The sequence below is a fragment of the Hymenobacter telluris genome (assembly GCF_017313265.1).
GTDB lineage: Bacteria > Bacteroidota > Bacteroidia > Cytophagales > Hymenobacteraceae > Hymenobacter > Hymenobacter telluris.
On the sequence record NZ_JAFLQZ010000018.1, the window covers coordinates 39,673 to 64,764 of the forward strand.

General features: G+C 58.7%; 28 protein-coding genes. 13 read left to right on the forward strand and 15 right to left on the reverse strand.

Annotation, left to right across the window (positions count from 1 at the left end):
- Nucleotides 1–61 precede the first annotated feature (61 nt).
- The 3 genes from J0X19_RS20315 to J0X19_RS20325 all read left to right on the forward strand — a co-directional run bounded on the left by J0X19_RS20315 (nt 62) and on the right by J0X19_RS20325 (nt 4,763).
- The gene (locus J0X19_RS20315; protein ID WP_242583079.1) at nt 62–2,527 is read left to right on the forward strand and encodes a penicillin acylase family protein; all 2,466 of its coding nucleotides are present in this window, start codon (nt 62–64) and stop codon (nt 2,525–2,527) included.
- Between the two features lie 88 nt (nt 2,528–2,615).
- Nucleotides 2,616–4,241: a TonB family protein gene (locus J0X19_RS20320; RefSeq protein WP_206986267.1), complete on the forward strand. Its 1,626-nt coding sequence runs from the start codon at nt 2,616–2,618 to the stop codon at nt 4,239–4,241.
- A 99-nt stretch (nt 4,242–4,340) separates the two neighbouring features.
- On the forward strand, nt 4,341–4,763 hold the full coding sequence (locus J0X19_RS20325; RefSeq protein WP_206986268.1) for a hypothetical protein: 423 nt from the start codon (nt 4,341–4,343) through the stop codon (nt 4,761–4,763).
- A gap of 66 nt (nt 4,764–4,829) precedes the next feature.
- On the opposite strand, the gene J0X19_RS20330 is transcribed toward J0X19_RS20325, so the two are convergent.
- Nucleotides 4,830–5,615: a PPK2 family polyphosphate kinase gene (locus J0X19_RS20330; RefSeq protein WP_206986269.1), complete on the reverse strand. Its 786-nt coding sequence runs from the start codon at nt 5,613–5,615 to the stop codon at nt 4,830–4,832.
- 161 nt (nt 5,616–5,776) lie between these two features.
- A complete protein-coding gene (locus J0X19_RS20335; RefSeq protein ID WP_206986270.1) occupies nt 5,777–6,433 on the reverse strand; it encodes a hypothetical protein in 657 nt (218 codons plus the stop codon).
- Between the two features lie 258 nt (nt 6,434–6,691).
- Between J0X19_RS20335 and J0X19_RS20340 the strand changes: the two genes are divergently transcribed.
- Nucleotides 6,692–7,042 carry an Hsp20/alpha crystallin family protein gene (locus J0X19_RS20340; protein WP_206986271.1) on the forward strand — a complete coding sequence of 117 codons (351 nt, stop codon included), beginning with the start codon at nt 6,692–6,694 and terminating at the stop codon, nt 7,040–7,042.
- Between the two features lie 108 nt (nt 7,043–7,150).
- Here the strand turns inward: J0X19_RS20340 and J0X19_RS20345 are convergent, their stop codons facing one another.
- Together J0X19_RS20345 and J0X19_RS20350 are read right to left on the reverse strand one after the other, a co-directional pair.
- Nucleotides 7,151–7,474 (reverse strand): hypothetical protein, encoded by a 324-nt coding sequence (locus tag J0X19_RS20345; RefSeq protein WP_206986272.1) that lies wholly within the window; start codon nt 7,472–7,474, stop codon nt 7,151–7,153.
- Between the two features lie 74 nt (nt 7,475–7,548).
- Nucleotides 7,549–7,824: a VF530 family protein gene (locus J0X19_RS20350; RefSeq protein ID WP_206986273.1), complete on the reverse strand. Its 276-nt coding sequence runs from the start codon at nt 7,822–7,824 to the stop codon at nt 7,549–7,551.
- A 108-nt stretch (nt 7,825–7,932) separates the two neighbouring features.
- Here J0X19_RS20350 and J0X19_RS20355 point away from each other — a divergent pair, with 108 nt between their 5' ends.
- From J0X19_RS20355 to J0X19_RS20365, 3 genes are all read left to right on the forward strand, one after another.
- Nucleotides 7,933–8,769: a glycoside hydrolase family 25 protein gene (locus J0X19_RS20355; RefSeq protein WP_206986274.1), complete on the forward strand. Its 837-nt coding sequence runs from the start codon at nt 7,933–7,935 to the stop codon at nt 8,767–8,769.
- Nucleotides 8,770–8,877: 108 nt separating this feature from the next.
- Entirely contained in the window at nt 8,878–9,285 is a 408-nt protein-coding gene (locus J0X19_RS20360) for a septal ring lytic transglycosylase RlpA family protein (RefSeq protein WP_242583083.1), read from the forward strand.
- Nucleotides 9,286–9,362: 77 nt separating this feature from the next.
- The gene (locus tag J0X19_RS20365; protein WP_206986275.1) at nt 9,363–9,551 is read left to right on the forward strand and encodes a hypothetical protein; all 189 of its coding nucleotides are present in this window, start codon (nt 9,363–9,365) and stop codon (nt 9,549–9,551) included.
- 93 nt (nt 9,552–9,644) lie between these two features.
- Here the strand turns inward: J0X19_RS20365 and J0X19_RS20370 are convergent, their stop codons facing one another.
- Nucleotides 9,645–10,058 carry a DUF6799 domain-containing protein gene (locus J0X19_RS20370; protein ID WP_206986276.1) on the reverse strand — a complete coding sequence of 138 codons (414 nt, stop codon included), beginning with the start codon at nt 10,056–10,058 and terminating at the stop codon, nt 9,645–9,647.
- A gap of 148 nt (nt 10,059–10,206) precedes the next feature.
- Between J0X19_RS20370 and J0X19_RS20375 the strand changes: the two genes are divergently transcribed.
- The 3 genes from J0X19_RS20375 to J0X19_RS20385 all read left to right on the forward strand — a co-directional run bounded on the left by J0X19_RS20375 (nt 10,207) and on the right by J0X19_RS20385 (nt 11,956).
- On the forward strand, nt 10,207–10,542 hold the full coding sequence (locus J0X19_RS20375; RefSeq protein ID WP_206986277.1) for a DUF3140 domain-containing protein: 336 nt from the start codon (nt 10,207–10,209) through the stop codon (nt 10,540–10,542).
- A gap of 148 nt (nt 10,543–10,690) precedes the next feature.
- Nucleotides 10,691–11,599: a DnaJ C-terminal domain-containing protein gene (locus tag J0X19_RS20380; RefSeq protein ID WP_206986278.1), complete on the forward strand. Its 909-nt coding sequence runs from the start codon at nt 10,691–10,693 to the stop codon at nt 11,597–11,599.
- A 24-nt stretch (nt 11,600–11,623) separates the two neighbouring features.
- Entirely contained in the window at nt 11,624–11,956 is a 333-nt protein-coding gene (locus tag J0X19_RS20385; protein ID WP_206986279.1) for a hypothetical protein, read from the forward strand.
- 101 nt (nt 11,957–12,057) lie between these two features.
- On the opposite strand, the gene J0X19_RS20390 is transcribed toward J0X19_RS20385, so the two are convergent.
- From J0X19_RS20390 to J0X19_RS20415, 6 genes are all read right to left on the reverse strand, one after another.
- A complete protein-coding gene (locus J0X19_RS20390; RefSeq protein ID WP_206986280.1) occupies nt 12,058–12,795 on the reverse strand; it encodes a ZIP family metal transporter in 738 nt (245 codons plus the stop codon).
- 220 nt (nt 12,796–13,015) lie between these two features.
- Entirely contained in the window at nt 13,016–13,282 is a 267-nt protein-coding gene (locus J0X19_RS20395) for a heavy metal-binding domain-containing protein (protein WP_206986281.1), read from the reverse strand.
- Nucleotides 13,283–13,294: 12 nt separating this feature from the next.
- The gene (locus J0X19_RS20400) at nt 13,295–13,657 is read right to left on the reverse strand and encodes a hypothetical protein (protein ID WP_206986282.1); all 363 of its coding nucleotides are present in this window, start codon (nt 13,655–13,657) and stop codon (nt 13,295–13,297) included.
- Between the two features lie 99 nt (nt 13,658–13,756).
- Nucleotides 13,757–14,371: a hypothetical protein gene (locus J0X19_RS20405; RefSeq protein ID WP_206986283.1), complete on the reverse strand. Its 615-nt coding sequence runs from the start codon at nt 14,369–14,371 to the stop codon at nt 13,757–13,759.
- Nucleotides 14,372–14,492: 121 nt separating this feature from the next.
- The gene (gene nadC, locus J0X19_RS20410) at nt 14,493–15,353 is read right to left on the reverse strand and encodes a carboxylating nicotinate-nucleotide diphosphorylase (protein WP_206986284.1); all 861 of its coding nucleotides are present in this window, start codon (nt 15,351–15,353) and stop codon (nt 14,493–14,495) included.
- Nucleotides 15,354–15,527: 174 nt separating this feature from the next.
- Nucleotides 15,528–15,926 carry a DUF4783 domain-containing protein gene (locus J0X19_RS20415; RefSeq protein WP_206986285.1) on the reverse strand — a complete coding sequence of 133 codons (399 nt, stop codon included), beginning with the start codon at nt 15,924–15,926 and terminating at the stop codon, nt 15,528–15,530.
- 145 nt (nt 15,927–16,071) lie between these two features.
- On the opposite strand from J0X19_RS20415, the gene gpmI reads away from it, so the two are divergent.
- Together gpmI and J0X19_RS20425 are read left to right on the forward strand one after the other, a co-directional pair.
- Nucleotides 16,072–17,619 carry a 2,3-bisphosphoglycerate-independent phosphoglycerate mutase gene (gpmI, locus tag J0X19_RS20420; protein WP_206986286.1) on the forward strand — a complete coding sequence of 516 codons (1,548 nt, stop codon included), beginning with the start codon at nt 16,072–16,074 and terminating at the stop codon, nt 17,617–17,619.
- Nucleotides 17,612–18,199, forward strand: coding sequence for a hypothetical protein (locus tag J0X19_RS20425; RefSeq protein ID WP_206986287.1), 588 nt, complete (start codon nt 17,612–17,614; stop codon nt 18,197–18,199). Before gpmI ends, J0X19_RS20425 begins: the two co-directional genes overlap by 8 nt.
- A gap of 15 nt (nt 18,200–18,214) precedes the next feature.
- Here J0X19_RS20425 and J0X19_RS20430 read toward each other — a convergent pair whose 3' ends face one another.
- The 4 genes from J0X19_RS20430 to prfA all read right to left on the reverse strand — a co-directional run bounded on the left by J0X19_RS20430 (nt 18,215) and on the right by prfA (nt 22,086).
- Nucleotides 18,215–18,781: a hypothetical protein gene (locus J0X19_RS20430; protein WP_206986288.1), complete on the reverse strand. Its 567-nt coding sequence runs from the start codon at nt 18,779–18,781 to the stop codon at nt 18,215–18,217.
- 115 nt (nt 18,782–18,896) lie between these two features.
- Nucleotides 18,897–19,322 carry a secondary thiamine-phosphate synthase enzyme YjbQ gene (locus J0X19_RS20435; protein ID WP_206986289.1) on the reverse strand — a complete coding sequence of 142 codons (426 nt, stop codon included), beginning with the start codon at nt 19,320–19,322 and terminating at the stop codon, nt 18,897–18,899.
- 4 nt (nt 19,323–19,326) lie between these two features.
- Complete coding sequence (locus J0X19_RS20440; RefSeq protein WP_206986290.1) at nt 19,327–20,841, reverse strand: hypothetical protein; 1,515 nt, start codon at nt 20,839–20,841, stop codon at nt 19,327–19,329.
- A gap of 174 nt (nt 20,842–21,015) precedes the next feature.
- On the reverse strand, nt 21,016–22,086 hold the full coding sequence (gene prfA / locus J0X19_RS20445) for a peptide chain release factor 1 (protein WP_206986291.1): 1,071 nt from the start codon (nt 22,084–22,086) through the stop codon (nt 21,016–21,018).
- 500 nt (nt 22,087–22,586) lie between these two features.
- Between prfA and thrA the strand changes: the two genes are divergently transcribed.
- A complete protein-coding gene (thrA, locus tag J0X19_RS20450) occupies nt 22,587–25,034 on the forward strand; it encodes a bifunctional aspartate kinase/homoserine dehydrogenase I (RefSeq protein WP_206986292.1) in 2,448 nt (815 codons plus the stop codon).
- The last annotated feature ends 58 nt before the right edge of the window (nt 25,035–25,092 follow it).

A 25,092-nucleotide genomic window follows, 5' to 3' on the forward strand; every position in this document is an offset into this window, starting at 1 on the left:
GGTTTGCGTACCGCGTTTTTTTGTCGAATGTTGTGGGGCGGACATCTTACCTGCCTGACTTATGCTGCATTACGTTCGGGCCGTGCTGGCCACTGTGGTTGCCCTGGCCCTTACGTGGGTGCTCAATACCAAGCACGGCGACCTGCCGCCGTCTGGGAAGCTGCTGAGTCCGTTCCGCGGGTTCTGGCAGAACGGCGAAGCTGCTGACGCCTTCCCGGAGCAGCAGACCTTGCAACTGCCCGGCCTGCAACTGCCCGTGCAAGTGCGCTTCGACGATAAGCGGGTGCCACACATCTTCGCCCAGAACGACCACGACCTGTACTACACCCAGGGCTACCTCACGGCCCAGGACCGGCTCTGGCAGATGGACTTCATCACCCACGTAGCGGCCGGCCGCCTCTCGGAAATAGTGGGGCCGGCGCGCCTGGAAACCGACCGGTTTTTCCGGCGCATGGGCTTGCCGTTCGGGGCACAAAAGTCCTTGGATTCGGTGATGACCGACCCGCTGGTACGGGGTATCCTGACCTCGTACTCGGCTGGAGTAAATGCCTATATCGGCACGCTCACGCCGAAGACGATGCCCTTCGAGTATAAGCTGCTCGACTACGCGCCCGAGCCTTGGAGCCCATTGAAATGCTCGTTGATTCTGAAATACATGGCCTTCGATTTGAGCGGCCGCTCCGACGACTTGCGCCTGAGCAACGCGCTGGCCAAATACGGCCCCGCCGTGGTAAAGGACCTATTTCCCAGCTACCCGGTGCAGGAAGAGCCCATAGTGCCGGTGGGCACCCCACTGGATTTCCAGCCGCTGCCGGTGCCGCCCACGCCGCCTGGCTTCTCGGCGGCTATGTCGGGTAAGGTGCCGCAGAACGAGCCGGACCCTGAGCTGGGCTCCAACAACTTTGCGGTGAGCGGGGCGAAGTCGGCTTCGGGCTTTCCGCTGCTGGCCAACGACCCGCACTTGCAGCTGAACTTGCCCAGTATCTGGTACCAGGTGCAGCTGGCGGCGCCCGGCGTGAACGTGTACGGCGTGAGTATTCCGGGCGTGCCGTTTGCCATCATCGGGTTCAACGAGCAGGTGGCCTGGGGCGTCACCAACGTGGCCGCCGACGTGCTGGACTGGTACCAGATCAAGTTCCGGGACAACACGCGGCGCGAGTATTGGCACGCGGGCCGCTGGAAGCCGGTGCGCCGGGTGGTGGAGCACATTAAGGTGCGCGGCCAACCCGACCGCCTCGATACGGTGCTTTATACCCACCACGGCCCCATCGTGTACGACAGGCCCGAAAAGCCCTTTCTGGCCCAAACACCCATTGCCCACGCCATGCGCTGGACCGCCCACGACGCGGCCAACGAGTTCCAGACGTTTTACCGCCTCAACCGCGCCCACAACTACCAGGACTACACCGCCGCGCTAAGCACCTACGGTGCCCCCGCCCAGAACTTCATTTTCGCCAGCGCCGACAAGGATATTGCCATCTGGCCCAACGGCCGGTTCCCATTGAAATGGCGCGACCAAGGCAAGTTTATTCTCGATGGCACCGACCCGGCCTACGACTGGCAGGGCTGGATTCCGGCAGCCCAGAACCCGCACGTGAAGAACCCGCCGCGCAACTTCGTGGCGTCGGCCAACCAGTTTTCCACCGGCCCCGATTACCCGTACTACCTGAACTGGGACTACGGCGACGGCAGCTACGACCGGTCGCACCGCATCAACGAGCGGTTAACGGCTATGAGCCAGGTGACGCCGGACAGCCTCCGGATGCTACAAAACGACAATCTCAACGTCACGGCCCAACAGCTGATGCCGCGGTTGCTGGAGCTGGCCGCCGGCCCCGCCAACGGTGATACCCTGATAGCCGCCAATTCGCCCGAAGCCCGCGTACTCACCGAAATGCGCCGCTGGAACTACCACTACACCGCCGACGCGCTGGCACCCAGCGTGTACGATTTGTGGTATAGCAACCTCATCAAGCGCATTTGGAGCGACGATTTTGGGCTGCAAGCTACCGGCCTGGAAATGCGCGTGCCATCCCGTGACCGGAACAAGCAGCTACTTCTGCACCAGGAAAACAGCCGCTGGATAGACGACCAACGTACGCCGCAGCGCGAAACCCTGCCGCAGCTGGTTCGCCGCAGCCTACGCTTCGCCACCGACTCCTTGACCCGCAAGTACGGCCCCATCGGCCCCAAATGGGCCTGGAAAAACCAGAAAAGCACCGACATCCTGCACATGCTCCAGATTCCCGGCTTCGGGCACATGGACCTGGACTGCGGCGGTGGCGCGGGCATCGTGAATGCCACCACCAACCGCACGGGGCCGTCGTGGCGCATGGTGGTGGCGCTAGGGCCGCAGGTGAAGGCGTACGGCGTGTTTCCGGGCGGACAGAGCGGCAACCCCGGCTCGGCGGCCTACGACGATATGCTGGAAACCTGGCGCGTAGGCAAGCTCAATGAGCTGGTATTTCTGCGCACGGCCGGCGAAGCCAACCCGCGCGTCCGGGCCGCCTGGACGCTGGCAAAGTAGCGTGGAAATCCTGTGGCTTCCGTTCCGCGCTACTTTGCTGGGCAAGCACCTTATCTTCGCTAACAACATTTTACCTCTATCCTCTTCTATGTTTCTCTTATCTAGCCCAGTGCGCCATCGGTTGTTGGCGGGGCTGCTGGTGGCACTGCCACTGCTGCCCGTAACGGCGCAAACCAAATCGGCTGCAAAAAAAGCCCCTATCAAAACCACCCGCCCGGCCACAGCTACCGCCGTGCCCGAAACGGTGTACGAAACCTACCAGGTCCAAATCAAGCCCGAATACGCGGCGGGGCAGTTTGCCTTGCAGCAGTATTTGAAAAGCGCGCGGCTACCCGCCGAAGTGAAGGAAGGCCGCTGGCGTATAGAGGGTACCGTACAGATCAATTTTGTGGTGCGCTCTGATGGCCGTCTCACTGACGTATTTGTAGCGCGGGGTCTGAGCGCGGCCACCAATGCCGAGGCGCTTCGGCTCATACAAGCCATGCCACGCTGGCGCCCCGGCCGCCGCAACGACGAAGCCGTAGCTACCCGCTATGCGCTGGAAGTACGGTTTCAAAACCCCAGAGAAGCCACCCTTGATTCCAAGGGAAATATGGTACAACTACAATACTCAGGCTCAGAAAAAGAGCGTAAAGCCCCCGATTATGTTGAGCAGATGCCAGTTTTTCCAGGAGGTACGCAGGCGCTACTCAAGTATATTCAGGATAACATCAAGTATCCTGCTTTAGCATTGCGCAACCAAGTGGAAGGTAAGGTGTTCGTAGGCTTCATAATCGGAATGGATGGCAGCATCAGTGACGTAGAACTATATAAAGGCATCGGCTCGGGCTGCGACGAAGAGGCAGTGCGCGTTATTAGTAGTCTGCCGCGCTTCGAGCCGGGCAAGCAAAACGGCCGCACGGTGGCCGTCAGCTACACCGTGCCCGTTACTTTCAGCGTGAACCCAACACCAGTAACCGACGCTGCCACCACGCCTCCCGCCCCCGTAGTGCCCGAAGACAAGGTGTATACCTACGTGGAGCAGATGCCTACTATTCCGGGTGCCAACAATTCGGTCAGTATCAGCACGGCGCTTCAGGCAGCCGTGGTGCTGCCGGCTGAGGTGCGCGAAGGCAAAAGCGAAGGCCAGGTGTACGTAAATTTCGTGGTGCGGCCGGATGGCAGCACTTCCGATGCTAAAGTGGTGCGCAGCCTGTGCCCCGCCTGCGACCAGGCCGCGTTGGCCGCTGTGCAGGCGCTGCCGCGCCTGGCACCGGGCAAGCAGAACGGCCAAACGGTGGCGGTGCAGCTTACGGTGCCGGTGGTGCTCTACGGCCCCAACCACGTGTTCGAGAGCTACCAGGTAGCCACCCAAGCCGCTTTTCCCGGCGATGCTATGGCCTTGCGCAACTACCTGACCGAGAAACTGCGCGAGCCCAAAGTATTGAAACAAGAAAATTTGGCCGGTTTCGTGGAAGTGCGCTTCGTGGTGCAGGCTGATGGCAAAGTAGGCGCCGCCGAAATCGTGCGGCCTCTCTGCCGCAGCTGCGACGAAGAAGCCTTGCGCCTCGTGCGCGACATGCCCCGCTGGACACCAGCCCGCAATGCGGCCGGCCAGCCGGTTGCGGTGCGCCAGAGTGTGCGCATTCAAATGCCCGCTCCGCCTGCCAAGCTCATGCCGGGCAGCACCGGGCAGGTGAAAAGTGCACCGGCATTTCACTCGCAGAAAACCTGATCAACGCAGTGACTTAACCGGCCTCGGCCTTAGCATACCGGCCACTTTTTTCGCTGCGCTTACCTGTTGCCCAATTGCTCTTCGACCTTTTTTTCTGCTATGAAGTCTTTTCCCGCCTTGTTCCTGCTGATTTTGGTGCTCGCCTTCGTAGCTCAATTGTTTCTGCCGTGGTGGGTGATTACGCCCTTGTGTTTCGGGCTGGCGGCGGCCCTGAATGGTACGGGCGGCAAGGCGTTCTGGGCGGGGTTTCTGGGAGTTGGGCTAGGGTGGCTGCTGCTGGCCGGCTGGCTAACTATCCGCAACGATGGGCTGCTGGCGCACCGGGTGGCACAGCTGCTACCGCTGGGCGGCAACTCTTGGTTGTTGGTGTCGGTAACGGCCGTAGTGGGGGGGCTGGTAGCTGGCCTCGCGGCGCTGGCCGGCGCGTGGGCGCGGCAGGCCGTAGCACCAGCTACCAGTCGTAGCCAGCGGGAGCAAGGGCGCAATTTCAGGGCAGGTATCAAACGGCAACCTCTAGGGTAGCTGGGGCTATTCCATGCAGGCTACACGCGCATCCTGAGCGTGTAGCAACGCCTATATTGCTTTATCTTACCGCGTAGCATCGGGCGTTGGGCGCTCTTCTTTGGAAGACGGGTATTGCGGGTCGAGCTTTACCAGGGCGTCGCGGAGGGTGCGGGCTACCACGTAGGCTTTGTACCAGTTCTGGTCGGCGGGCACGAGGTGCCAGGGGCAGGAACTGGGGTTGCAATGCTCGAATACATCCTCATACACAGCCCGATACGCAGGCCATTGTTTGGCTTTGTCTTCGTCGCCGGCCTCGTATTTCCAGTGCTTTTCGGGGTCGGTTACGCGCTCCATCAGCCGCTCGCGCTGCTCTTTCTCTGATACGTGCAGGTAAAACTTGAGCACTGTAGTACCCGCCTGCTGCAACAGCTTTTCAAAGTTATTGATGGCCGTGAAGCGCCGCTTGGCTTCCTCGTTGCTCACCAGCCCCGTTACCCTGGTCACCAGCACATCCTCGTAGTGGGAGCGGTTGAACACGTGCATCATGCCTTTGGGCGGCACTTGCTGATGCACCCGCCACAGAAAATCGTGGGCCAGCTCCAGTTCGGTGGGCTCTTTGAATGAATGCACCCGCACGCCCTGCGGATTGATACCACTGAACACCCGCCGAATCAGGCCGTCTTTGCCGCTGGCATCCATCCCCTGCAACACCACCAGCACGCTTCGCTTGTTCTCGGCATATAGCCGGTTCTGCAAGTCAATCAGCTCCTGCCCAATGCGTTTCATTTCCCGCAGCGTCGATTCTTTGTGAAACTCAGATGGGGCCCGGCTGGGCAGCTTGGTCAGATTGATGGCTTTAGGGGTTTTCATGGAGCAGGTAAGTTTGGAAACAAGTGAGCACAGGCGCCGCGCCAAGTGCCGGATTAAGAAGCAATGCGGGCGCCCTGCGCTATACGCACCACAGCGCGTTTGTAGCGCGGCCCCGCGCGAGCATGGAGCATGTTCGGCTACGCGCCTTCCGCTGGTAGTTGCTAGGCGGTTTCGGCGCTGGCCCCCAAGGCAGCCAGGGTGATGGACCCATCGGAAGCGTGCCGGAGCTGGGCCTCCAGGCCGGCATCGTGCAGGTCGTGCACCAGGCCTTCGCCAGTGGCTTCGGGCGTGTACACATCGGCGGTGGTGGCTACCACCACCACCGGGCGTTTCGGCAGACCAGCCAGCGTGGCCTGCCGGTTGATTTCGGGCGGAAAAACTGCCGCGTAGAGCACCAGCCGGTCGTAGCGCAGGCGGCTGTTGGCGAGCCAGCGGCAGGCGGCGGCAGCGCCGTGCCCATGCCCGAGCACCGTAATGGTGGTATGAGGCGGGCAGGCGGCCAGTACTTGCGCAGACAAGGCCTCTAAGTACTGCGCTACGTCGGGCAGGTCGTACGCGGTGGCGTCACTGGCAAACCAAGCGGCCAGCGGGCTGCCCGCCTCAGCCGTAAAGCCTTCGGGCTGGTCGAAACGGGCCAGCCCCTCCGGCAGGATCAGGAGGCGCTCAGGCGTATCGAGGGGGCGCAGCTGGGTGGCAAAACCGTCCACCGACTCGTTGTGGCTATGCAAACAAAACCACACGTGCCGGATAGTGGGCCCAGGCTCACCGAGGCTGTAGTAACGGGCCGTGCGCGGGGTAGAGAAAGTATGAAGCTGCATAAACGAGAGGTAACGGTCCGGAATCAGGTGCGCTATCCTATACGCAAAACCAGTCTGCAACGCCGGTTATGTTAGTTTCTTTAACCCGACACAATGGCCGAAAACATCTTTTCTTCTCACTTGTTACGCTGCCCTTATGTCAGCAAACAACTGCCAGACTAGCCCTTCAATTGTTGGTACACAGTTTGCAATACCCCTCTCGAAACTACGAAAGGGACACCGACTATGAACTTGATAAGCAGAAAATTCATCCGCAATATGGCCCCGCAACTCGACCTGCTCAACACGCTGGGTGGAGGTATTGCCCAGGCCCAAATGCGGATTGATAAGCTGAAGAAAGGCGTGGTTATTCGGGTAGCGGCTCCTTCGGTCAGCCCCGAGAACATCCACGTCGTGCTCAACAACAACCGCATGACTGTATTCGGCGAGTTCCGCCACGAGCCCGAGGACCAACTGGCCGCACCATTGTTCACGCGCATCCTCGACCTGCCCGGCAACCTCGATCTGACGCGCATCGACGCCATCCACGAGAACAACGAGCTGCAAGTACGCATTCCGTACCTGGACCCCAGCAGCCAGCAGCGCGAAATTGATATCAAGCAGCGCTAATCTAAGCCGTTGCTCATAACGCCGGGACCGACCGGCACCATGTTGTACCCAGCCACTGCGATGCAGTGGCTTTTTTTTGCCCATATAGTTGTTGAAGCGCGTTCCTCGTCAATCAAACAGCGGAATCAACAGCACGAAACCTGTCAGCAACGATAAGTAAAACCAGCCCATAACCTGCCCCCGGTAGCGCCGCGGTAGCCGGTTACTGAGCAACAGCACGGCTACCACAATCAGCAGCAGGTGCAGCAGCAGAAACACCACCGTTTTCACCCAGTTGGGCACAATGGTATTTTCGGGCTGAAACTGGTCGGCCATACCCAGCGGCGACGTCACCCAGCGCAGTAGGTAGTAGGCCGCCGTTTCGAACGCCACGAAAAAGATGCCCCCCAGCAATAGCGCACCAGGGCCTGATTTTTCGGTTACGTCGGCCATAGCTTAGGTGAAATGGTGAGCGGTGAACTAGTGAGTTTTTATTGGCTTGCGGCCTCGGTGCGCGGCAGTACTCTCTACTTTTTGCCAGTCACTTCCGCCGTGCGGGTTTCAATGTACAGCGCCTCCACTTTGGCCCGCGCCCAGGGCGTGCGGCGCAGAAACGTGAGGGCTGACTTCACGCTGGGGTTCACCACGAAGCAGTTCATGCGCAGCCGCTCATCGAGGCCGGGCCAGCCGTAACGGGCCTGCAAATACTCGACGATGGAAGCCAGCGTAACGCCGTGTAGCTCCCGGATGAGGTGGCCGTTTTCGTCGCGGGCGTCGGAGGCAGAAGCAGGGGGAGTAGGCATAAGCAAGCAGGAAGCTGAATCAGGTGGCAAGGTCGGAAAAAGCCGGTAACCGGTGGGAGTTTGTTGACAGCAGGCACTAGCCAACAGGTTTCCGGCGTTACTTTTGCCATGACCACCCGTATGAAGCGCCGTTCTGCTCCTCCTGTTTCCTCGTCGCCCCGGCGGCCGGCGCTCCGCTGGCTGGCCGTGCTGTTGGTGGTGGGCGGGGTGGCGTTTTACAGCCACTACCAGCGGCAAATCAACCGGCATGCGCGCCGGGCGTGGGCCTCGTTTGTGAGTGGGCACCTCACTGGCCGCGAGAAAACCCCGCTGCTGGAAGGCTACGCCGTGCACGGCATTGATGTATCGGCCTACCAGGGGCAGATTGATTGGGCGGAGGTGTCGCGCAACCACGTGAAGTTTGCTTTCATCAAGGCCACTGAAGGCGTTACGCTGCGCGACTCCAAGTTTCAGCGCAACTGGAAAGCGGCCCGCAAAGCCGGCGTGTACCGGGGGGCTTACCACTATTTTCAGCCCACTTACGACGGCGCCAAGCAAGCCAACCTGTTCACGCGCACCGTACCCCTGGCCCCCGGCGACCTGCCCCCGGTGCTGGACGTGGAGCATGCCGAGTTTCATGATGTGGCCGTGATGCGCCGCAACGTGGCCACCTGGCTGCGGCTGGTGGAGCGGCACTACGGCGTGCGGCCCATTCTCTACTCCAACTACAGCTTCTACCAACGCTACCTGGCCGGCCACTTCGACAAGTACCCGTTGTGGCTGGCGCACTACGAGGTAGACCAGCCGCGCCTACCGCGCGAAAAGTGGATTATCTGGCAGCATTCCGACGAAGCCTACATTCCGGGCATTCGGGGCACCGTCGATTTCAACGTATTCCAGGGCAGCTTTCAAAGCCTGCTCGACTTGCGCATTCCGCCCAAGGCCTCCAAACCACCCAAGCAGTAACTGGTTTCCCTTGAATCCGCCGCACGTTGGTGCGAGCTGCTGGTTTTCATGTTTTCGCCCCGGCTTTGTTTGTGACACCGCCAGCCCGGCTAACCTAACCCCGCTCATATGCCTATTGCCTTTGCACGCCGCTTGTTGTTTTCGCCTTCGTTCATGGTTGGGGCCCTGCTGGGGTTAGCCAGCCTGCTTGGGGCCTGTTCGGGTGGTAAGTCAGCCTTCACCCAAAGTGGGCAGGGCTCTTACTACGCCGATAAGTTTGAAGGCCGCAAAACGGCCAGCGGCACCCGGTACCGGGCCAACAAGCTAACAGCCGCGCACAACACCTTGCCTTTCGGCACGGTTATCCGGGTAACCAACCAACGCACCCACCGCTCTGTGAAAGTGAAGGTTACCGACCGGGGGCCGCACGCCAAAGGCCGGATTGTGGATTTGTCGCGCAAGGCGGCCCGCCGCATCGGGATGGTAGACACCGGAGTAGCGCCCGTGCAGCTGAAAGTGGTGAAGAAGAAACGGTAGCTCCTTTAGCCTTCCTGGCACTGGCCTCGTAGTACTACAAATTGCTCCTACTTCCCACCTATTCAACAGCAACAGCAATGCGTATCCGTAAAAAAGTAGCGTGGCTTCCGCCGCTCAAGCCGGGCCGTTTCCTGGCCCTCGAAGCCTTCATTAAAGCCGCCGAAACCCAGGGCTGGACCGAAGCCGAAGTGCAGTACGTCATCAACGAAGTAGTGGAGGCCAAAGACGACACAGAGGCCCTTGCCATCCTCCAGGATTATTCCTAATTCTTCTGAGAACCTGCAAACACAAACGCCAGGGGCAACTCGGTTAATAAAACCGAGTTGCCCCTGGCGTTTGTGTGCGTGCTATTGTTGAAGCTATTTGCCTTTTTTCTTGCCCTTTTTGCCTTTGCTGTTGTCTTTGGCGGCTTGGAGCAGGCTGTCCTGCTGGGCTTTGTAGGCCGCCGTGGTCAGGCGCCCGCTCAACGACATATAATCCCCTTCTTTGAGGGTAGTCGTGGTGCCGTCTTTCATCGTTACGGTACCGTCGGGTTGGATTTTGGTGCCGTTGATGAGCGAGGTTTCCTGCGTGACGGTGGTAGTGAGGCTGCTTTGAGTCATGAGCACCTTACCGTCCTTCAGCGTTACGCCGTCCTTAACGCTGGGGCCGTTACTGGTAACTTTTGCTTTGGGTTGCACCGGCTTGCGAGGCGGCATTTTGGTTTGCGCCTGAGCGGCTACGCTACCCAGACCAAGTAGCGCCACTAGCGCCAGAGCAGGAATTTTGTTCATCGAAGTGAGAAAAGAAAAAGGCAGAAAACTTAGGATAGTAATACTAACGCAACATACAAAACTGAGGCCAATTCCGTTCCGGCAACCTCGTTTCGTTCTGCTTCGTTTCTAACCTGTTCTTTCTTCTCACTCAGCAACCTACCTAACTATGAGCGCCGACGCTAAATCCGACGATATTTTCAAGCAGTTCAAAGAAGATGTTAACATGACCGCCTCTGAGCTGGAGAAGTGGCTGAAAACGGAAGAATCTAAATCCGTTGGACAAGACAGCGGCGACGGTACCAGCATCGGGCACAAGTCCGGGGAGCACATCATTCGCATTCTGCACAAGAAGAAAGCCGACCTCACCCCCGACGACGAAGCACACATGCACAAGGTACACAGCTACGTCAGCCGGCATTCGGCACAGCGCCCTTCTTCCGATGTTGAAGATTCGCGCTGGCGGTATTCGCTGATGAACTGGGGCCACGATCCGCTGAAGTAAGTGGCTGGCACTTAGAGCGTGGCCCGCCGGTTGCGCACTTTTACAGGCCGTCCATCCATTGTGGGGTGGGCCGCGCTGGTGCGCGGGGCCTAGCCCACCAACGCGGCCCGTTGCCTGCCACTTTCCCTCTCTCCTTCCCTGCTGCTCAATGGACTACAAAGATTATTACAAAGCCCTGGGCGTTGACAAGAAAGCTACCAACGACCAAATCAAGAAAGCGTACCGCAAGCTTGCCCGCCAGTATCACCCCGATGTGAACCCCAACAACGCGGAAGCGGAGCGCAAATTCAAGGAGATAAACGAGGCGCATGAAGTGCTTTCCGACGAGGATAAGCGCCGCAAGTACGACGAACTGGGTGCCGACTGGCAGCGCTACCAGCACGCCGGCGCCGGCCGGGGTCAGGCGCAAGGCGGGTTCGATTGGTCGCAGTACCAGCAGGCTGGGGGCGGCGGATTCGAGAGCTTCGGCGACGACGGCAACTTCTCGGATTTCTTCAGCAACATCTTTGGCAGCATGGGCGGCCGGGGCGGCAGCCGGGCCGGGGCCGGCCAGGACTACCAAGCCGAGCTGGAACTGACGCTGGAAGACGCTTACCGGGGCGGGCCGCGCACCCTCAACGTGAACGGCAAAAGCTTGCGCATTACCATCAAGCCGGGCGTAGAAGACGGCCAAACCATTCGGCTGCGCGACCAGGGAGCCCCCGGCCGCAACGGCGGACCGAATGGGTCGCTCTACATCACGCTCCGGGTGCTGCCCGATGCCCGCTACGCCCGGCTTGGCAACGACCTCACCCAGGAAGTACAGGTGCCGTTGTACCGGGCGCTGCTTGGTGGCGAGCAGGTGGTGGATACGCTGTCGGGGTCGGTGAAAATCAACATCAAGCCGGAAACTCAGAACGGCACCCGGCTCCGGCTGCGCGGCAAAGGTTTTCCGGTGTACAACAAGGAAGGCGAGTCCGGCGACCTGTATCTGCACCTGACGGTACAGCTGCCCCAACGCCTCACCGACCAGGAAAAAGACCTGATTCGGCAATTAGCGGCTCTGCGTAACGACTAATCCTAGCGCCCACCTCTTCTGGTTATGAAAACGCACATCATCAGCATCACCTACCACGACTGCGCCCTGCGCTATGGCCTGAGTGAAACCGACCTGCACGACTTTGCCGACCTCGGCCTACTAGCCACCGACCCGACCACCGGCATCATCAACGAAGAACCCGACCACTTGGCCCGCCTGTCGCGCCTGCACCATGAGCTAGGGCTAAGCAAGGAAGGCATAGATGTGGTACTGGCTATGCGGCAGCGCCTATTGGCCCTGCAACACGAACTGATGCTACAGCGCGCCCGCGCCCGGCAGTTCGAACACCTACTCAGCAGCACCGGCCCCACCCTCGACGCCGACGACTGGCTTTAAGTGAAATAGTGAGGTGGTGAACTGGTGAGCTTGACGTTCATCTTGCGCAAGTAGCGCCTCTTAAACATCAAACTCACCAGTTCACCAGCTCACTATTTCACCTAGAGCAGCTCCACACCCAAGGCCAGCGCGGTACCGGCCAGGGTGGCAACCAGCTTCGGCAGATTGAGGCGGTGCTCGGGGCTGGTTTCGAAAAGGATGGTAGTGGAAACGTGCAGGAAGTTGCCGGCCACAAACCCCAGCAGCGCCGCGTACAGCCCGCCGGTCAGTAGTTTATCGAGCACCACGTAGTTGCTGACCACAATACCCACCGGGGCCGCCAGCGCAAACACCACAAGCAGCGGCAACACCCGCCGAAAGCTACCCAGCCGCAGCTGCAACGCCGCTACCAGCGCAAAAGCCGCCGGAATGTGGTGCAGCGCCACCCCCGTCAGAATAGCGTAGAAATTGTCGCTGACGGTGCCAGCTTCGGGAGCTTTCACCAGAATGCTGCCTTCCAAAAAGGAGTGGATAATCAGCGAAAACAGCAGCAGGAACGGTACGTGTCCGGCGTGGGAAGTGTGGTGGTGTACATGCCCATGCTCTACACCCTGCGAAAACACCTCCAGCACCAACTGCCCAAAAAAACCAGCCAGCACATAGTAGCCAATGCGGTGCATGTCGCCGGGTACGAGCAGCAGCGCTTCCGGTAGCAGGTGCGTAATAGTTAGCGTAAACAAATAAGCCCCACTGAAAGCCAGCAAAGGCTTCATCCAGGTGGTACTAGCTGTTGGCACTAATTGGGTGGCCCAGCCGGCCCCCAGCACGGTAGAGAATAACAGCAGTACAGCAAACCACATACAAAGTGGGTAGAATGAAACGTAACCGGAAAGAACCCGCGCCTTAACAACGGCACCCTTCCGCAGCACGACTAGCCTAAGCCGCCCGAAGGCAACACGCTAATTATGCAACAATGTTACAAAATTGTTTTTATCCGCGTTTGGGTTGAATAGAAAGAGAAAGCCGAGTGTCTGACAGACAACTCGGCTTCCTCTTCTTAGCCAAACAGTTAGCTCCTAGTTACTGAGCCGCTGGCTTGAAATCTGGATTTGCTTGCAAAGCCATTTCACAGACTGGGCATTTGCCGGGCGAGTTGCTGGCGCTGCCTTCGCAGCCCATTGGGCAAACGTAGGCCATAGCCACGGTTGCCTGCGTACTGTCGGCGGGGGCAGTGGTAGCAGGAACAGCGGTGGTTGCTGCCGGCTTCTGCTCACACCCTGCTGATGCCAGCAGGCTAACGCCAAGCAGCAGAACAGCAGCGGCGCGCCCCAGTGAGAATGTTGTCATACCACTCAACGCTTATTCTGCCTTTGCAGGCTCGTCTTCGGGTTTCACGGGCTCAGCACCAGCTTCTTCCCGGTCGGCCACTTTCTTGGTCTTTTCAGCTTTCTGAGCATCGGCCGAAATGTTGGACTCGGCGCTAGGCTTGGCTTTGCCATCCAGTATTACCTGCGAGCTGACGGGCCGCTCAATGGCACCACCTTTGTGCTGATCAGCCGCAGCTGCGGTGTGCTGGTCGAAGTTGTCGGACGAGCGGGAACCGGGCTCCACCATATCCAGCGAAACTTTTTTATCGGGCCGGTAGTCGGAAGGTTCGCTGCTGCAAGCGGCCAAAGAAAGTGCGGCCACAGCCAGCGCAGAAAGCACAAGTTGCTTGGTCATTGTATTGAGGTGTTGGTTGTTAATAGTTGAGTATTGAACTGCTGCGTAATTAATTGCCGAACGTTCAACCATTCAGCAAGCCACTATGCAGCAATTAATCTACGCTTCTGCGGGCAGCAGATTCTTGCGGCGCAACATCGACTCGAACAGCTTCTGGTCGTTGGGCGAGTTGAATACCTTGAATGGTACGTGCAGAAACATGGGCGTCTCGAAGGTACGGGCCACCCAGGCTTTCCAGCCGGTTACTTCGGCCGGCACGTCCTGGTTGCGGAACCACAGCAAGTAACCATCCGGCTCCCGCTGTACCCGGCCAATCATTTCCCAGTTCACGCCCATTCCGCGGCCTTCCTTCTCGTTCTGCATCAGCCCAATCTGGCGCTGATCAATTACGTAGCTCATGCGCTCGAACAGCGGCTTGGTTTGCTCTACCTGCGTGACGGCCGTAATCTGTGAGGAGCGCAGCAGCACGTACAACAAAGTGAGCACCAGCCCGGAAGTCAGCCACCACCACGACGGCCAGATAACCGCAGGCAGCACGCCTACCACAAACGGAATAACAGCAAACCACCACTCTTTGCGCCACACGTAGCCCATGGCCACGCGGGTGTAGAGGTTGGAATCGAGTTGGTGTTTTTTGGTGCGAATGGCGAGCGGTGAGCCGACCTGAGCCTGCTGTTGCTGCCGGTAGCCGCCACGCTGATTGGGTTGTTGCATCGGTTGATGTGCTAATTTTTGATGTGTTGATGTGCTGATGAAGGACGTGCTGCTTATGATGACTACCTAACGGCGCTACTGAATAGATAATCAGCACATCAACACATCAAAAATTAGCACATCAATACGCTTTCAAACTTAAATCGAGGCTCTTGGTGGAGTGTGTGAGAGCCCCAACGGAAATAAAATCGACGCCCGTAGCGGCTACTTCAGCAATGGTATGCTCGGTGATGCCGCCGCTGGCCTCGGTAGAGAAACGCCCATTGATGAGCTGCACCGCCTCGCGCAGCAAGGTAGGTGCCATGTTATCGAGCATGATGCGTTGGATACCGCCTGTGTCCAGCGCTTCCTGCACTTCGGCCAGGCTGCGGGTTTCCACCTCAATCGGCAATTCCCGGCCGGTTTTCTTTAGGTATGCCTGCGTGGCTTCAATGGCTTCACGGATGCCACCGGCGTAGTCTACGTGGTTGTCTTTGAGAATAATCTGGTCGAAGAGGCCGTAGCGGTGGTTTACGCCGCCGCCAATCAGCACGGCCCACTTCTCGCAAATCCGGAAGTTGGGCGTAGTTTTGCGGGTATCAAGCAGGCGGGCCTTAGTGCCAGCCAGCAGCGTGTTCAGGTAGGCCGTGTGGGTGGCAATACCGCTCATGCGCTGCATGCAGTTGAGGACCAGCCGCTCTGCCGTCAGAATGCTTTGGGCCCGGCCTTCCACGTTCAGCACAATGTCGCCGTGTTTCACGCGGGCACCATCGGCCAGGAGCTGCTCTACACGCAGGCTAGGGTCAACTTCCCGGAAAATCAGATGCGCCAACTCCACCCCCGCCAGCACACCTTCGTCTTTTACCAGCAGCCGAGCCCGGTTTTGAGCATCGGCGGGCACGGAGGCCAGGGAAGAATGGTCGCCGTCGCCTACATCTTCAGCTAGCGCTGTACGGATGAAGGTCGATAGGGCTTCGGGGGTGAGGTAGGAGGTGTTTTGCACGGTGCAAAAGTAGTGAAAAAAGCCCCTTCTTCGGCGCAACTCCCTATCAGTACTATAGGTAGGTAGTAGCAAGCCAGCAGTTGGTATCTGCAGCGCCGTTCTGCACAAAAAAACCCTGACGGCCGGCCGTCAGGGTTTTCAGGTAAGTGAAATCTCGAAGTATTTACCTCTGAGTTATTCCTTGGTGAACTCCATATTATCAATGCGGAGAGCACCGTTGGTATTTTTCATCTTCACAAACACGCGGTACGAACCGGCTTTGCTGCGGTACTTGCCCACTGCGTACGGAATACCGCCGGGGCTGGCTCCCTGGTGTACTATCTCGAAGTTGGCGGGCGAAGTCTTGGAGAAGAAGTCCTTCATCACAAATTCGGCCTGCGTGGCGCTGTAGCTTTGCCGGTCGCCGTCGATGCTGATTTCAACGGTAGGGCCGAAATACTGCGATAATTCACGGGAAGAGGAATTGCGTAGCGCATTGCTCACCGAGCTAAATGCGTCGCCCTGGGCCTGAGTTGCCGCTGCCGAAAATAGTAGCCACACAAATACGAAGGCCCGAAAAAGAATGCGTTTCATCTTAGAGTATAGATTGCTTCATGCAGCGAGCTAAAATTATGCCAACCATGCGTACGTAGCCGAAAGCCCCGAGGTTATTTTCAGCGCAGCCAGCCAAGATAAGAAAATGTGGTTGGTCCGGTGCTAGCCGCCTATCTTTGCAGCCATGAATAAGCAGGTACTGTTGGTGATTCTGGATGGCTGGGGACTAGCCAGAAACAAGGAAGTTTCAGCGGTTGACAAAGCGCAGACTCCTTTCGTTGATTCGTTGTTTCAGCGCTTTCCGCACAGCAAGCTCCAAGCTTCCGGCGAAGCAGTAGGCCTCCCCGACGGGCAAATGGGCAACTCCGAGGTAGGCCACATGAACATTGGGGCCGGCCGCGTGGTGTACCAAGAGTTGGTTCGCATCAACAAAGCCATCCGGGAACGGAAGCTAGGCTCTGTGCCAGCTCTGGAAAAAGCCTTCGAATACGCCCGCACCAGCGGCCGTAATGTGCATTTCATGGGCCTGCTTTCTGATGGCGGCGTGCATTCGCACATCGAGCACCTGAAAGCGCTGTGCACCCTAGCTCATGATGCCGACGTGCACAAAGTGTTCATTCATGCCTTCACCGATGGCCGCGACACCGACCCCAAGGGCGGCGTGGCGTACGTGAATGACTTAGAGCAGCACTTGCAGCGCGGCGCCAGCGGCAAAATTGCTTCCATTGTGGGCCGCTACTACGCCATGGACCGCGACAACCGCTGGGAACGGGTGAAAGTTGCGTATGACTTGCTGGTGAACGGCAAAGGCACGCCTTCGCAGAACCTCATCCAAAGCATGCAGGATTCCTACAAGGAGGGCGTGACGGATGAGTTCATGAAGCCCATTGTAAAAGTAGGCGCCGACGGTTTGCCGCTGGCTACCATTCAGGAGGGCGACGTGGTGCTGTGCTTCAACTTCCGCACCGACCGGGGCCGCGAAATCACGCAGGCCCTCACGCAGCAGGATTTCAACGCCTTCCAGATGCACCGGCTGAACCTGCACTACCTCACCATGACCAACTACGACGCCACGTTTGTGGGCGTCACCCCGATTTTCGAGAAAGACAACCTTGAAAATACCTTGGGTGCGGTGCTGGAAGCGAATCATAAAAAGCAGATTCGCATTGCCGAAACCGAGAAATATCCGCACGTAACGTTCTTCTTCTCGGGTGGCCGGGAGAAAGAGTTTGAGGGCGAAACCCGCCTGATGCGCCCGTCGCCGAAAGTAGCCACCTACGACCTGCAACCCGAAATGAGTGCCGCCGACCTGCGCGACGCCTTGGTACCGGAGCTGCAAGCCAAGTCGGCCGACTTTGTGGTGCTCAATTTCGCCAACCCCGACATGGTGGGCCACACCGGCGTGTTTGAGGCCGTAGTGAAAGCCGTGGAAACCGTGGATGCCTGCGCCAAAGCCGTAGTAGAAGCCGCCCTGGCCAGCAACTATGCCTGCATCATCATTGCCGACCACGGCAACGCCGAGTTCATGGTTAATCCGGATGGCTCGCCCAACACGGCACACACCACCAACCTGGTGCCCTGCATCTTGGCCGACAACGACTACCACGGTACCCTCACCGATGGCAAGCTCGGCGACATTGCCCCTACCGTACTGGCGCTGATGGGCCTGCCTCAACCCGCCGACATGACCGGCGTGAGCTTGCTGCAACCCGCCACTACCCCGAATGCGTAAGGGCTCCTGGCTGCTACCGGTGGCACTCCTACTTGCGGCCTGCGGCTCGGAAGATGCGTCGGTGCGCCCGGCGGCTAACCGCAAGCCCAACTACTTCGATGTAAAGGGCTTGCTGGACACGCAGATAGCAGAACTCAACCGCCGGCAGCCCGCAGTGGAAAAGCAAGTGCGACTACGCAACGGCAAGATAGAAACCACCCGCGTAGCTAAAACCGACTGGAACAAAGAGCTACAGGTTTTCTACCAGGCCGACATCAACAAGCCAGCTTTGCGCGGGGCGTATTCGGAAACAGATTCTGCCGCTGGCCAACCCGATGGCGTAAAGGTGTACAAGCTTGTGGCTCCTGACGCCAAAGCGCCGGTTGTTTCGTTGGCGGTGAATACACCTGGGGCCGTACCGAGCACCGCACAGGAGTTAACCGCCATTGTTCGGCAAGACAACGCCTTGTTCTACAGCGAAAAACGTTTGCGTCTGCGTACGCAAAGTGGTGCTCTAAAAGAATACGAAGTGCAGGGAGTTCAGAAGCTGATTATGTTCGATACGGTGTATTACACCGTCCGGACACGGGTGCTGGACTGAGACGACAATAGCTGTTTAGTCCCAATAGGGCTGCACGCGGGCTTGGCTGGGCTGCCCGGCCGTAAACGTGGCCGATATGGTATTGGCCCGCTCGGTGTCGCGGAGGCGGAGCTGGCCACAGGGCCCGCCACTTTGCCGCGCCGACTCATTAAGCGTGGCGCGCAGGCGCTGACCGTATGCTGGTTGGAAGTTGGTGATGACAGCTTGCCGAAGCAAATCCTTATCTGGAGTGCGGTAGAACTCGAAAGAGTTGCCTTGGTGGCTAACCATCAGAATGGTGTCCATCTGGTTGGCTTCGTGCAAGTTAGCAAAGGGCTTGCGGCTCAGCACTTTGGCCCCAGTACGCAGCAGCTCTTCCACTGTAGGTTCCGTCCCGAACGGCTGCCCGGCCAGCGTATCGTTGATGAGTGTGCAGGCAGCTTTAGGAGCTACGGGCTGAGGCGCGGCGGCCGGAGCCGGCTGCGGCTTAGCGGGCTTGGTTTGGGTGACAACGGGGGGCTGCCTGGCCTCGCAACTTGCTAAGCCTGATGCTCCGCATAGGTACAGTGCCAGCAGGAGCTTACGGGAAGATAACAAAGCCACTTCCATAGACCTAAAATATGAAGGTATGATCATCAGCCCTTCATACGGAAACCAAGAGCAGTTAGGCTTGGCAACCGGAAATTTATACCACCTAGCTAAAGAAATATTCCGGAGCCTATTCGGTGCCCATGAGCGTAGCCACCACCCAGCGGCGGCCACCGTCGTTGCGGTGCTCACCCAGGTAAATCCCCTGCCAGGTACCCAGCGCTAACTCGCCTTTGGTAATAGGCAAACTCACGGCGTGGCCCAGCATGGCGGCCTTTAAATGCGCAGGCATATCATCGGGGCCTTCCAAGGTGTGGCGGAAATACGGGGCGTTTTCGGGTACGGCCTGGTTGAAATAGCTCTCGAAATCGAGGCGCACGGTGGGGTCGGCGTTTTCGTTGACGCTCAGGCTGGCGGAAGTGTGCTGGATGAAAAAGTGCGCCGTGCCAATCCGAATCCGCTCTAGCTCCGGCAGCTCGGCCACCAGCAGGTCGGTAACGAGGTGGAAGCCCCGCCGCACGGCCGGCAGGCGCAAACGCTTCTGAAAGTATAGCATGGGCTTAAGGGTTTACCCGCTCATACGCACCCAAATCCGGCGCCGACGTGTTTCGCACTTTATATAGCAGGTCGCGCGGTACCTGGGCGTTGTAGAGGCCCTTGTTGCTGGCCGGGGAAAGCGTGTCGAGGCGGTAGTCGTACCGGTCGCCGAAGTTCTCGGGGGAGCGTTTGAACTTAGGGTTGACGTTGAGTTGGTTGCCGTTGTTGTTGAAACCGAGCTTACTACCGGCGTCGGTGGCGGCCTTGTAATCGTCGGTCCGCAGGATGCTGTTGCGGATAATCAGGTTGGGCCGGTACTGGTCGCCGTTCTTGAAAAACAACTCGTTGGCAATGGAGCCCCACACAATGGAATTGTTGATGGTGACGCGGGTAATGTTGGGCTGCGCTGCCTGCGCCGTAACGATTTCGTTGGTGAAGCTCAAAGCGGCCGACTTGCGCTGAAACTGCGGCGTGTAGTTGGCCACAGTGCAGTAGTTCAAATCATAGGTGCCGCCGTAGGCCGCTATAGCGTACTCGCCGCAGTTGGTAAACAGACAGTTACGCAAATCAAAGTCGCCGGAGAAACTCAGGACGCCGGCCCCATCAAACCCCTCTCCACCACTGGCGAAGGTGAGGGCCGCCCCGGAAATGTTGCGCAGAATGGTATGCTCGGCCGTGACCTTGGGGTGCGGACCATTGAGCGGGTTATAAATCAGTAAGCCAAAACCGGCATTCTTGATTTCGGTGAAGCGCACCACGTTGTTGGTACTGCTGCCGGCCGCAAACTGAATACCCCGCCACTGCCCCGGCGTATCGGCGTACGAGGCCTCCAGCCGGTCGCCCTGAAAGCGCACGAACGTGGCGGTATCGTTGGGTGTCAGCTCCGTGGCGGGATTAATGCCCTCGTTGATGCTGAGCCGCCCTTGCACCAGCATACCCGACCCCGCGTGCGAGTAGATGCGCGTGCCCGGCTGGATACGCAGCGTCACGCCAGGGTCCACGACCACAAAGCCGTAGATGACGTGGGGGCGGTTTTTCAGCCAGGTGGTATTGCGGGTGATATGCTCTTCAACGCCGTGGAAATAAGCGTTTTGCCCGTAGGCTACCAGCTTCACCTGCTGCTCGTTGCCATTGGTACGGAACCGCAATTCATCGTCTACCAGAAACGGCTTGTTCACGGTAGCACTCGGGCCCAGCACGGCTTTCACCAGAACCAACAGGCTGTCTTTCCCCCTGATTTCAAGGTTATTAGCGGCTTTCGTTTCGTCGCCGTTGATAATGAGCGAGTACGTGCCGGGGTTGTTGTCAGCCAGTTGAACCTGCTCTACCCGCACCGCGCGGTTGTTGCGGTTGTACACCCACAGGCGCTTGCTCACGGTACCCACCTGCGCGAAAACCGTGTCAAACAGCACGGTATCGGCTGAGAATTCCAGCTGGGCGCTACTATCGGTGGTGAGGATGTCTTCCTTCGGCTCGCAGCCCGGCAATAGGCACAGCAACGCCGAAAAAACCAGCAGCAACGGGAGTAGAAAGCGCATAATGACAATTAAACTGGTCTAACCAAATACCTCTACAATAGAACGGTCATGCTGAGCTTGTCGAAGCATCTCTACCGCGCTAGTATATGGTTTACTTTGGCGGCAGAGATGCTTCGACAAGCTCAGCATGACCATTTAATTGTCGTTATGATAAACGGATGTTGAGCTTCGTTATTACGATACGCCTTCCTTCAGACGCTCAGCGCTTTCGGCGAGGCGCAGCTGCTCCACAAAGTCGTCGATGTTGCCTTCCATCACGCTGGCCAGGTTGTACACCGTGAAGCCGATGCGGTGGTCGGTTACGCGGCCCTGGGGGTAGTTGTAGGTCCGGATTTTGTCGGACCGGTCGCCGCCGCCAATCATGCTCTTGCGAGCCGCACCTTCCACTTCGTTTTTCTTGGCCAGCTCAATTTCATAGAGGCGCGAGCGAAGCACTTGCAGGGCTTTGTCGAAATTTTTGAGCTGCGACTTCTGGTCCTGGCACTGCGCCACGAGGCCCGTAGGCAAGTGCGTGAGGCGCACCGCCGAGTACGTGGTGTTTACCGACTGCCCACCGGGACCCGACGACATGAACAGGTCCTTGCGCACGTCGTTCATGTCAATCTGCACGTCTAGTTCCTCGGCTTCCGGCATCACTACAATAGAAGCTACTGAGGTGTGAATACGGCCCTGGGTTTCGGTGGCCGGCACGCGCTGCACCCGGTGTACTCCCGACTCGAACTTGAGCTTGCCGTACACATCCTCGCCTTTCACGGCCAGGATAATTTCCTTGTAGCCGCCGGAAGTACCCTCGGTGGCGTCAATCAAGTCCATTTTCAGGCCGTGCCGCTCGGCGTAGCGCATGTACATCCGCTGCAGGTCGCCGGCGAAAATAGCGGCTTCGTCGCCGCCCGCGCCGGCCCGGATTTCCATAATGACGTCTTTCGAGTCGTTGGGGTCTTTGGGCAGCAGCAAATCTTTAATCAGCACTTCGAGGCGCTCCTGCTCGGGGTAGAGCGTTTCCAGCTCTTCCTTTGCCATTTGGCGGAAATCCTCGTCTTTCTCGTTGGCAATGACCTCTTTGGCGTTGTCTATGTTGGCCAGCACGTTCTGGTAGGCCTTGTACTCCACCACAATCTTGTTGAGGTCTTTATATTCTTTATTGAGCGTCTTGTAGCGTTTCATGTCGCTCATGGCGTCGGGCTGCGTGAGCTGCTCTGCCACGTCGTTGAACCGCTGTTGGATGGCCTCCAGTTTGTCTAGCATCTTGCCTTCAGAGAATTATAGTAGGAGTGCAAAGGTACTGAAAACAAACACGTCCTGTGCGTGGCGGGGTTCCGTGCACAAATGGTTTCAAGCCACTTACTAAGCCAGACTTGAGAAACTGTTTGAAAAAAGACAGGCGGATAAATAGCCGTACATTCCGATTATTCACTACTTTACGGCCAGAAGTACGCACGCATGACCTTTCCTTCGGTTCCATTATTCACTAATTCCGCTCCCACCGGCGTCTGTCTGACGACCGGCACTGGCATTATTACAGGTATTACAACCCGCTAGACGGGCTGCGCTACCTCTCTTTCTCTTGATGTTTCGCAGCCCGTCGCCGGCCGCTTCCTTACCCGAAGCCAAGCCGGAACCGACGGGTTTTTTTGTGTCCTTTCTTGTTCGTTTTTCGGTGTCCGTTTTTGGTTTTTCACTGCTTGTCGAAGACGAAAAGCTAAAAACGAACACCGAAAAACGAGATTCACATCTAAGCTTAAAAAATGCAGGTTCTGAAATTCGGTGGTTCGTCGGTGGCTACGGCGCCCAATCTCCAGCGCGTAGCCCGGCTCGTAGCAGCGGCTGCCCAGCAAGCGCCTACCGTGGTAATAGTATCAGCCCTCGGGGGCACTACTGATGCCCTGATTGAAGCGGGCCGGCTGGCCGCCACGGGTTCGGAAGACTACCGCACCACGCTTAAGCACCTGGAAGAGCGCCACCTGGAAGCGGTGCGGGGCCTGCTGCCTATTCCCGACCAAAGCGCGGTGCTGAGCTTGGTGAAAACCTATTGCAACGAGCTGGACAGCATCTGCGACGGGGTATTCTCGTTGGGTGAGCTGTCGAACCGGACGCTGGACCGGCTGGTGAGCTACGGGGAGATGCTGTCGTCGCGGCTGCTGGCGGCTTGTTTGAAAGCGCAGGGTACGGCGCACGTTTGGCAGGACAGCCGGCAACTAATCCGCACCAACTCCAACTACGGCTTTGCCGCCGTTGACACCGCCGTTACCAACCAGCAGATTCAGGAATTTGTAGCGGCGCAGCCCAGCGCGGTGTACGTGGTGCCCGGCTTTATCGGCAGTGATGCGCAGGGTGCTACCACCACCCTCGGCCGCGGCGGCTCCGACTACACAGCGGCCATCTTTGCGGGGGCCTTGGCAGCAACACAACTGGAAATCTGGACTGATGTGAGCGGCATGATGACGGCCGACCCGCGCCTCGTGACGCTGGCCCGCCCGATTCCGCGCATTTCCTACCAGGAAGCTATGGAACTGTCGCACTTCGGCGCGAAGGTGCTGTATCCGCCTACCATTCAGCCGGTCATGAGCCAGGGCATTCCGCTGTGGATCAAAAACACCTTCGCGCCGGAAGACGAAGGCACGCTGGTAGAAGTAAGCCCGCCCGCCAACCAGGACGTGGTACGGGGGCTGTCGAGTATCTCGCAGCTGGCCTTGCTGAACCTGGAAGGCAGCGGCATGGTGGGGATTCCGGGCTTCTCGCGGCGGCTGTTCGGGGCGCTGGCCCAGCAGCGCATCAACGTGATTCTCATCACCCAAAGCTCTTCGGAGCACTCCATCTGCGTGGCCGTGCGGGCTGCCGATGCGGCAGTGGCGCAAACGGTGGTCAACGAGGAATTCAGCACCGAAATAGCCGCCGGTAAAGTGGAGCCGCTGCGTTGCGAAACCGACTTGGCCATTGTGGCGCTGGTGGGCGAGCAAATGCGCAACCACCCCGGCATCAGCGGCCGGATGTTTGGGGCGCTGGGCCAGAACGGCGTGAATATCCGGGCCATTGCGCAGGGCTCGTCGGAGCGGAACATTTCGGCGGTTATCCGCACCGCCGATGTGCGCAAGGCCATCAACGTGCTGCACGAGGAGTTTTTCGAGGAGACTACCAAGCAAGTGAACCTGTTTGTGGCGGGCGTGGGCAATGTGGGCGGCAAGCTGCTCGAACAGCTAGCCCGCCAGCAACAATGGTTGCGCGAGAAGCTGCGCCTGAACCTACGAGTGGTGGGGCTGGCCAACAGCCGCCAGTTTGTGCTGGCCGAGGAAGGCAGCCTCGACCTGGGCAATTGGCAGGCGGCGCTGGAACAAGGCCAGCCGCTCGACCTCCAGGAAGTTGTGGCCCAGCTGCGCGCCCGCAACCTGCGCAACACAGTGTTCGTGGACGTAACGGCCAGCGCCGACGTGGCCACCATCTATGCGTCGTTGCTGGAGAAAAGCATGGCGGTAGTAGCTTGTAACAAGGTGGCCTGCTCGTCGGAATACGCGAATTATGCGCGGTTGAAATCCTTGATGCGCGAGTTCAACACCGAGTTCCTGTTTGAAACCAACGTGGGCGCTGGCCTGCCCGTTATCGGCTCGCTCAACGACCTGGTGCGCAGCGGCGACCAAGTGCACCGGATTGAAGCCGTATTGTCGGGCACGCTCAACTTCGTATTCAACCACTACGACGGCACCGTGCCGTTTGCCGAGGTGGTGCGCCAGGCTCAGGCCGAAGGCTACACCGAACCCGACCCGCGCCTCGACCTGAGCGGCACCGACGTAGCCCGTAAGATTCTGATTCTGGCCCGCGAAGCCGGTCAGGAAATGGAGCTGGCCGACATTCACAACGAGTCGTTCCTGCCGGCCTCCTGCCTGGAAGGCGACGTAGAGGCGTTTTACGGACAGCTGGCGGTGCACGAGGCCCACTTCCGCAGCCTGTACGATGCGGCGGCCACCCAAGGCAAGCGGCTGAAGTTTGTGGCGCGCTATGCTGATGGGCACGCCAGCGTGGGCCTGCAAAGCGTGGCACCGGGCCACGATTTTTACGTGCTGCAAGGCAAAGACAACGCCGTGCTCTTCTTCACCAACCGCTACCCCGAGCAGCCGCTGGTGGTGAAAGGTGCCGGCGCGGGTGCCGACGTGACGGCCTCCGGCGTTTTCGCCGACATCATCCGGGCCGCCCGGGCGTAGTGCCGCACGAAGCCTTCGCTTCTGCTGGCCTTTTACGGCATCATTATCTGTTCCGACA

Bases quoted from the DNA above. Each gene is read 5' to 3' on its own strand.
- J0X19_RS20350 (WP_206986273.1), bottom strand. From the start codon at position 7,824: ATGCCTACTCCCCCTGCTTCTGCCTCCGACGCCCGCGACGAAAACGGC.
- J0X19_RS20375 (WP_206986277.1), top strand. From the start codon at position 10,207: ATGAGCGCCGACGCTAAATCCGACGATATTTTCAAGCAGTTCAAAGAA.
- J0X19_RS20435 (WP_206986289.1), bottom strand. From the start codon at position 19,322: ATGCTATACTTTCAGAAGCGTTTGCGCCTGCCGGCCGTGCGGCGGGGC.
- J0X19_RS20415 (WP_206986285.1), bottom strand. From the start codon at position 15,926: ATGAAACGCATTCTTTTTCGGGCCTTCGTATTTGTGTGGCTACTATTT.
- J0X19_RS20360 (WP_242583083.1), top strand. From the start codon at position 8,878: ATGCCTATTGCCTTTGCACGCCGCTTGTTGTTTTCGCCTTCGTTCATG.
- J0X19_RS20385 (WP_206986279.1), top strand. From the start codon at position 11,624: ATGAAAACGCACATCATCAGCATCACCTACCACGACTGCGCCCTGCGC.
- J0X19_RS20400 (WP_206986282.1), bottom strand. From the start codon at position 13,657: ATGACCAAGCAACTTGTGCTTTCTGCGCTGGCTGTGGCCGCACTTTCT.
- J0X19_RS20390 (WP_206986280.1), bottom strand. From the start codon at position 12,795: ATGTGGTTTGCTGTACTGCTGTTATTCTCTACCGTGCTGGGGGCCGGC.
- J0X19_RS20330 (WP_206986269.1), bottom strand. From the start codon at position 5,615: ATGAAAACCCCTAAAGCCATCAATCTGACCAAGCTGCCCAGCCGGGCC.
- gpmI (WP_206986286.1), top strand. From the start codon at position 16,072: ATGAATAAGCAGGTACTGTTGGTGATTCTGGATGGCTGGGGACTAGCC.
- thrA (WP_206986292.1), top strand. From the start codon at position 22,587: ATGCAGGTTCTGAAATTCGGTGGTTCGTCGGTGGCTACGGCGCCCAAT.
- J0X19_RS20405 (WP_206986283.1), bottom strand. From the start codon at position 14,371: ATGCAACAACCCAATCAGCGTGGCGGCTACCGGCAGCAACAGCAGGCT.
- J0X19_RS20355 (WP_206986274.1), top strand. From the start codon at position 7,933: ATGACCACCCGTATGAAGCGCCGTTCTGCTCCTCCTGTTTCCTCGTCG.
- J0X19_RS20345 (WP_206986272.1), bottom strand. From the start codon at position 7,474: ATGGCCGACGTAACCGAAAAATCAGGCCCTGGTGCGCTATTGCTGGGG.
- J0X19_RS20440 (WP_206986290.1), bottom strand. From the start codon at position 20,841: ATGCGCTTTCTACTCCCGTTGCTGCTGGTTTTTTCGGCGTTGCTGTGC.
- J0X19_RS20370 (WP_206986276.1), bottom strand. From the start codon at position 10,058: ATGAACAAAATTCCTGCTCTGGCGCTAGTGGCGCTACTTGGTCTGGGT.
- J0X19_RS20340 (WP_206986271.1), top strand. From the start codon at position 6,692: ATGGCCCCGCAACTCGACCTGCTCAACACGCTGGGTGGAGGTATTGCC.
- J0X19_RS20325 (WP_206986268.1), top strand. From the start codon at position 4,341: ATGAAGTCTTTTCCCGCCTTGTTCCTGCTGATTTTGGTGCTCGCCTTC.
- J0X19_RS20365 (WP_206986275.1), top strand. From the start codon at position 9,363: ATGCGTATCCGTAAAAAAGTAGCGTGGCTTCCGCCGCTCAAGCCGGGC.
- J0X19_RS20315 (WP_242583079.1), top strand. From the start codon at position 62: ATGCTGCATTACGTTCGGGCCGTGCTGGCCACTGTGGTTGCCCTGGCC.
- J0X19_RS20335 (WP_206986270.1), bottom strand. From the start codon at position 6,433: ATGCAGCTTCATACTTTCTCTACCCCGCGCACGGCCCGTTACTACAGC.
- prfA (WP_206986291.1), bottom strand. From the start codon at position 22,086: ATGCTAGACAAACTGGAGGCCATCCAACAGCGGTTCAACGACGTGGCA.
- J0X19_RS20395 (WP_206986281.1), bottom strand. From the start codon at position 13,282: ATGACAACATTCTCACTGGGGCGCGCCGCTGCTGTTCTGCTGCTTGGC.
- J0X19_RS20320 (WP_206986267.1), top strand. From the start codon at position 2,616: ATGTTTCTCTTATCTAGCCCAGTGCGCCATCGGTTGTTGGCGGGGCTG.
- J0X19_RS20380 (WP_206986278.1), top strand. From the start codon at position 10,691: ATGGACTACAAAGATTATTACAAAGCCCTGGGCGTTGACAAGAAAGCT.
- J0X19_RS20425 (WP_206986287.1), top strand. From the start codon at position 17,612: ATGCGTAAGGGCTCCTGGCTGCTACCGGTGGCACTCCTACTTGCGGCC.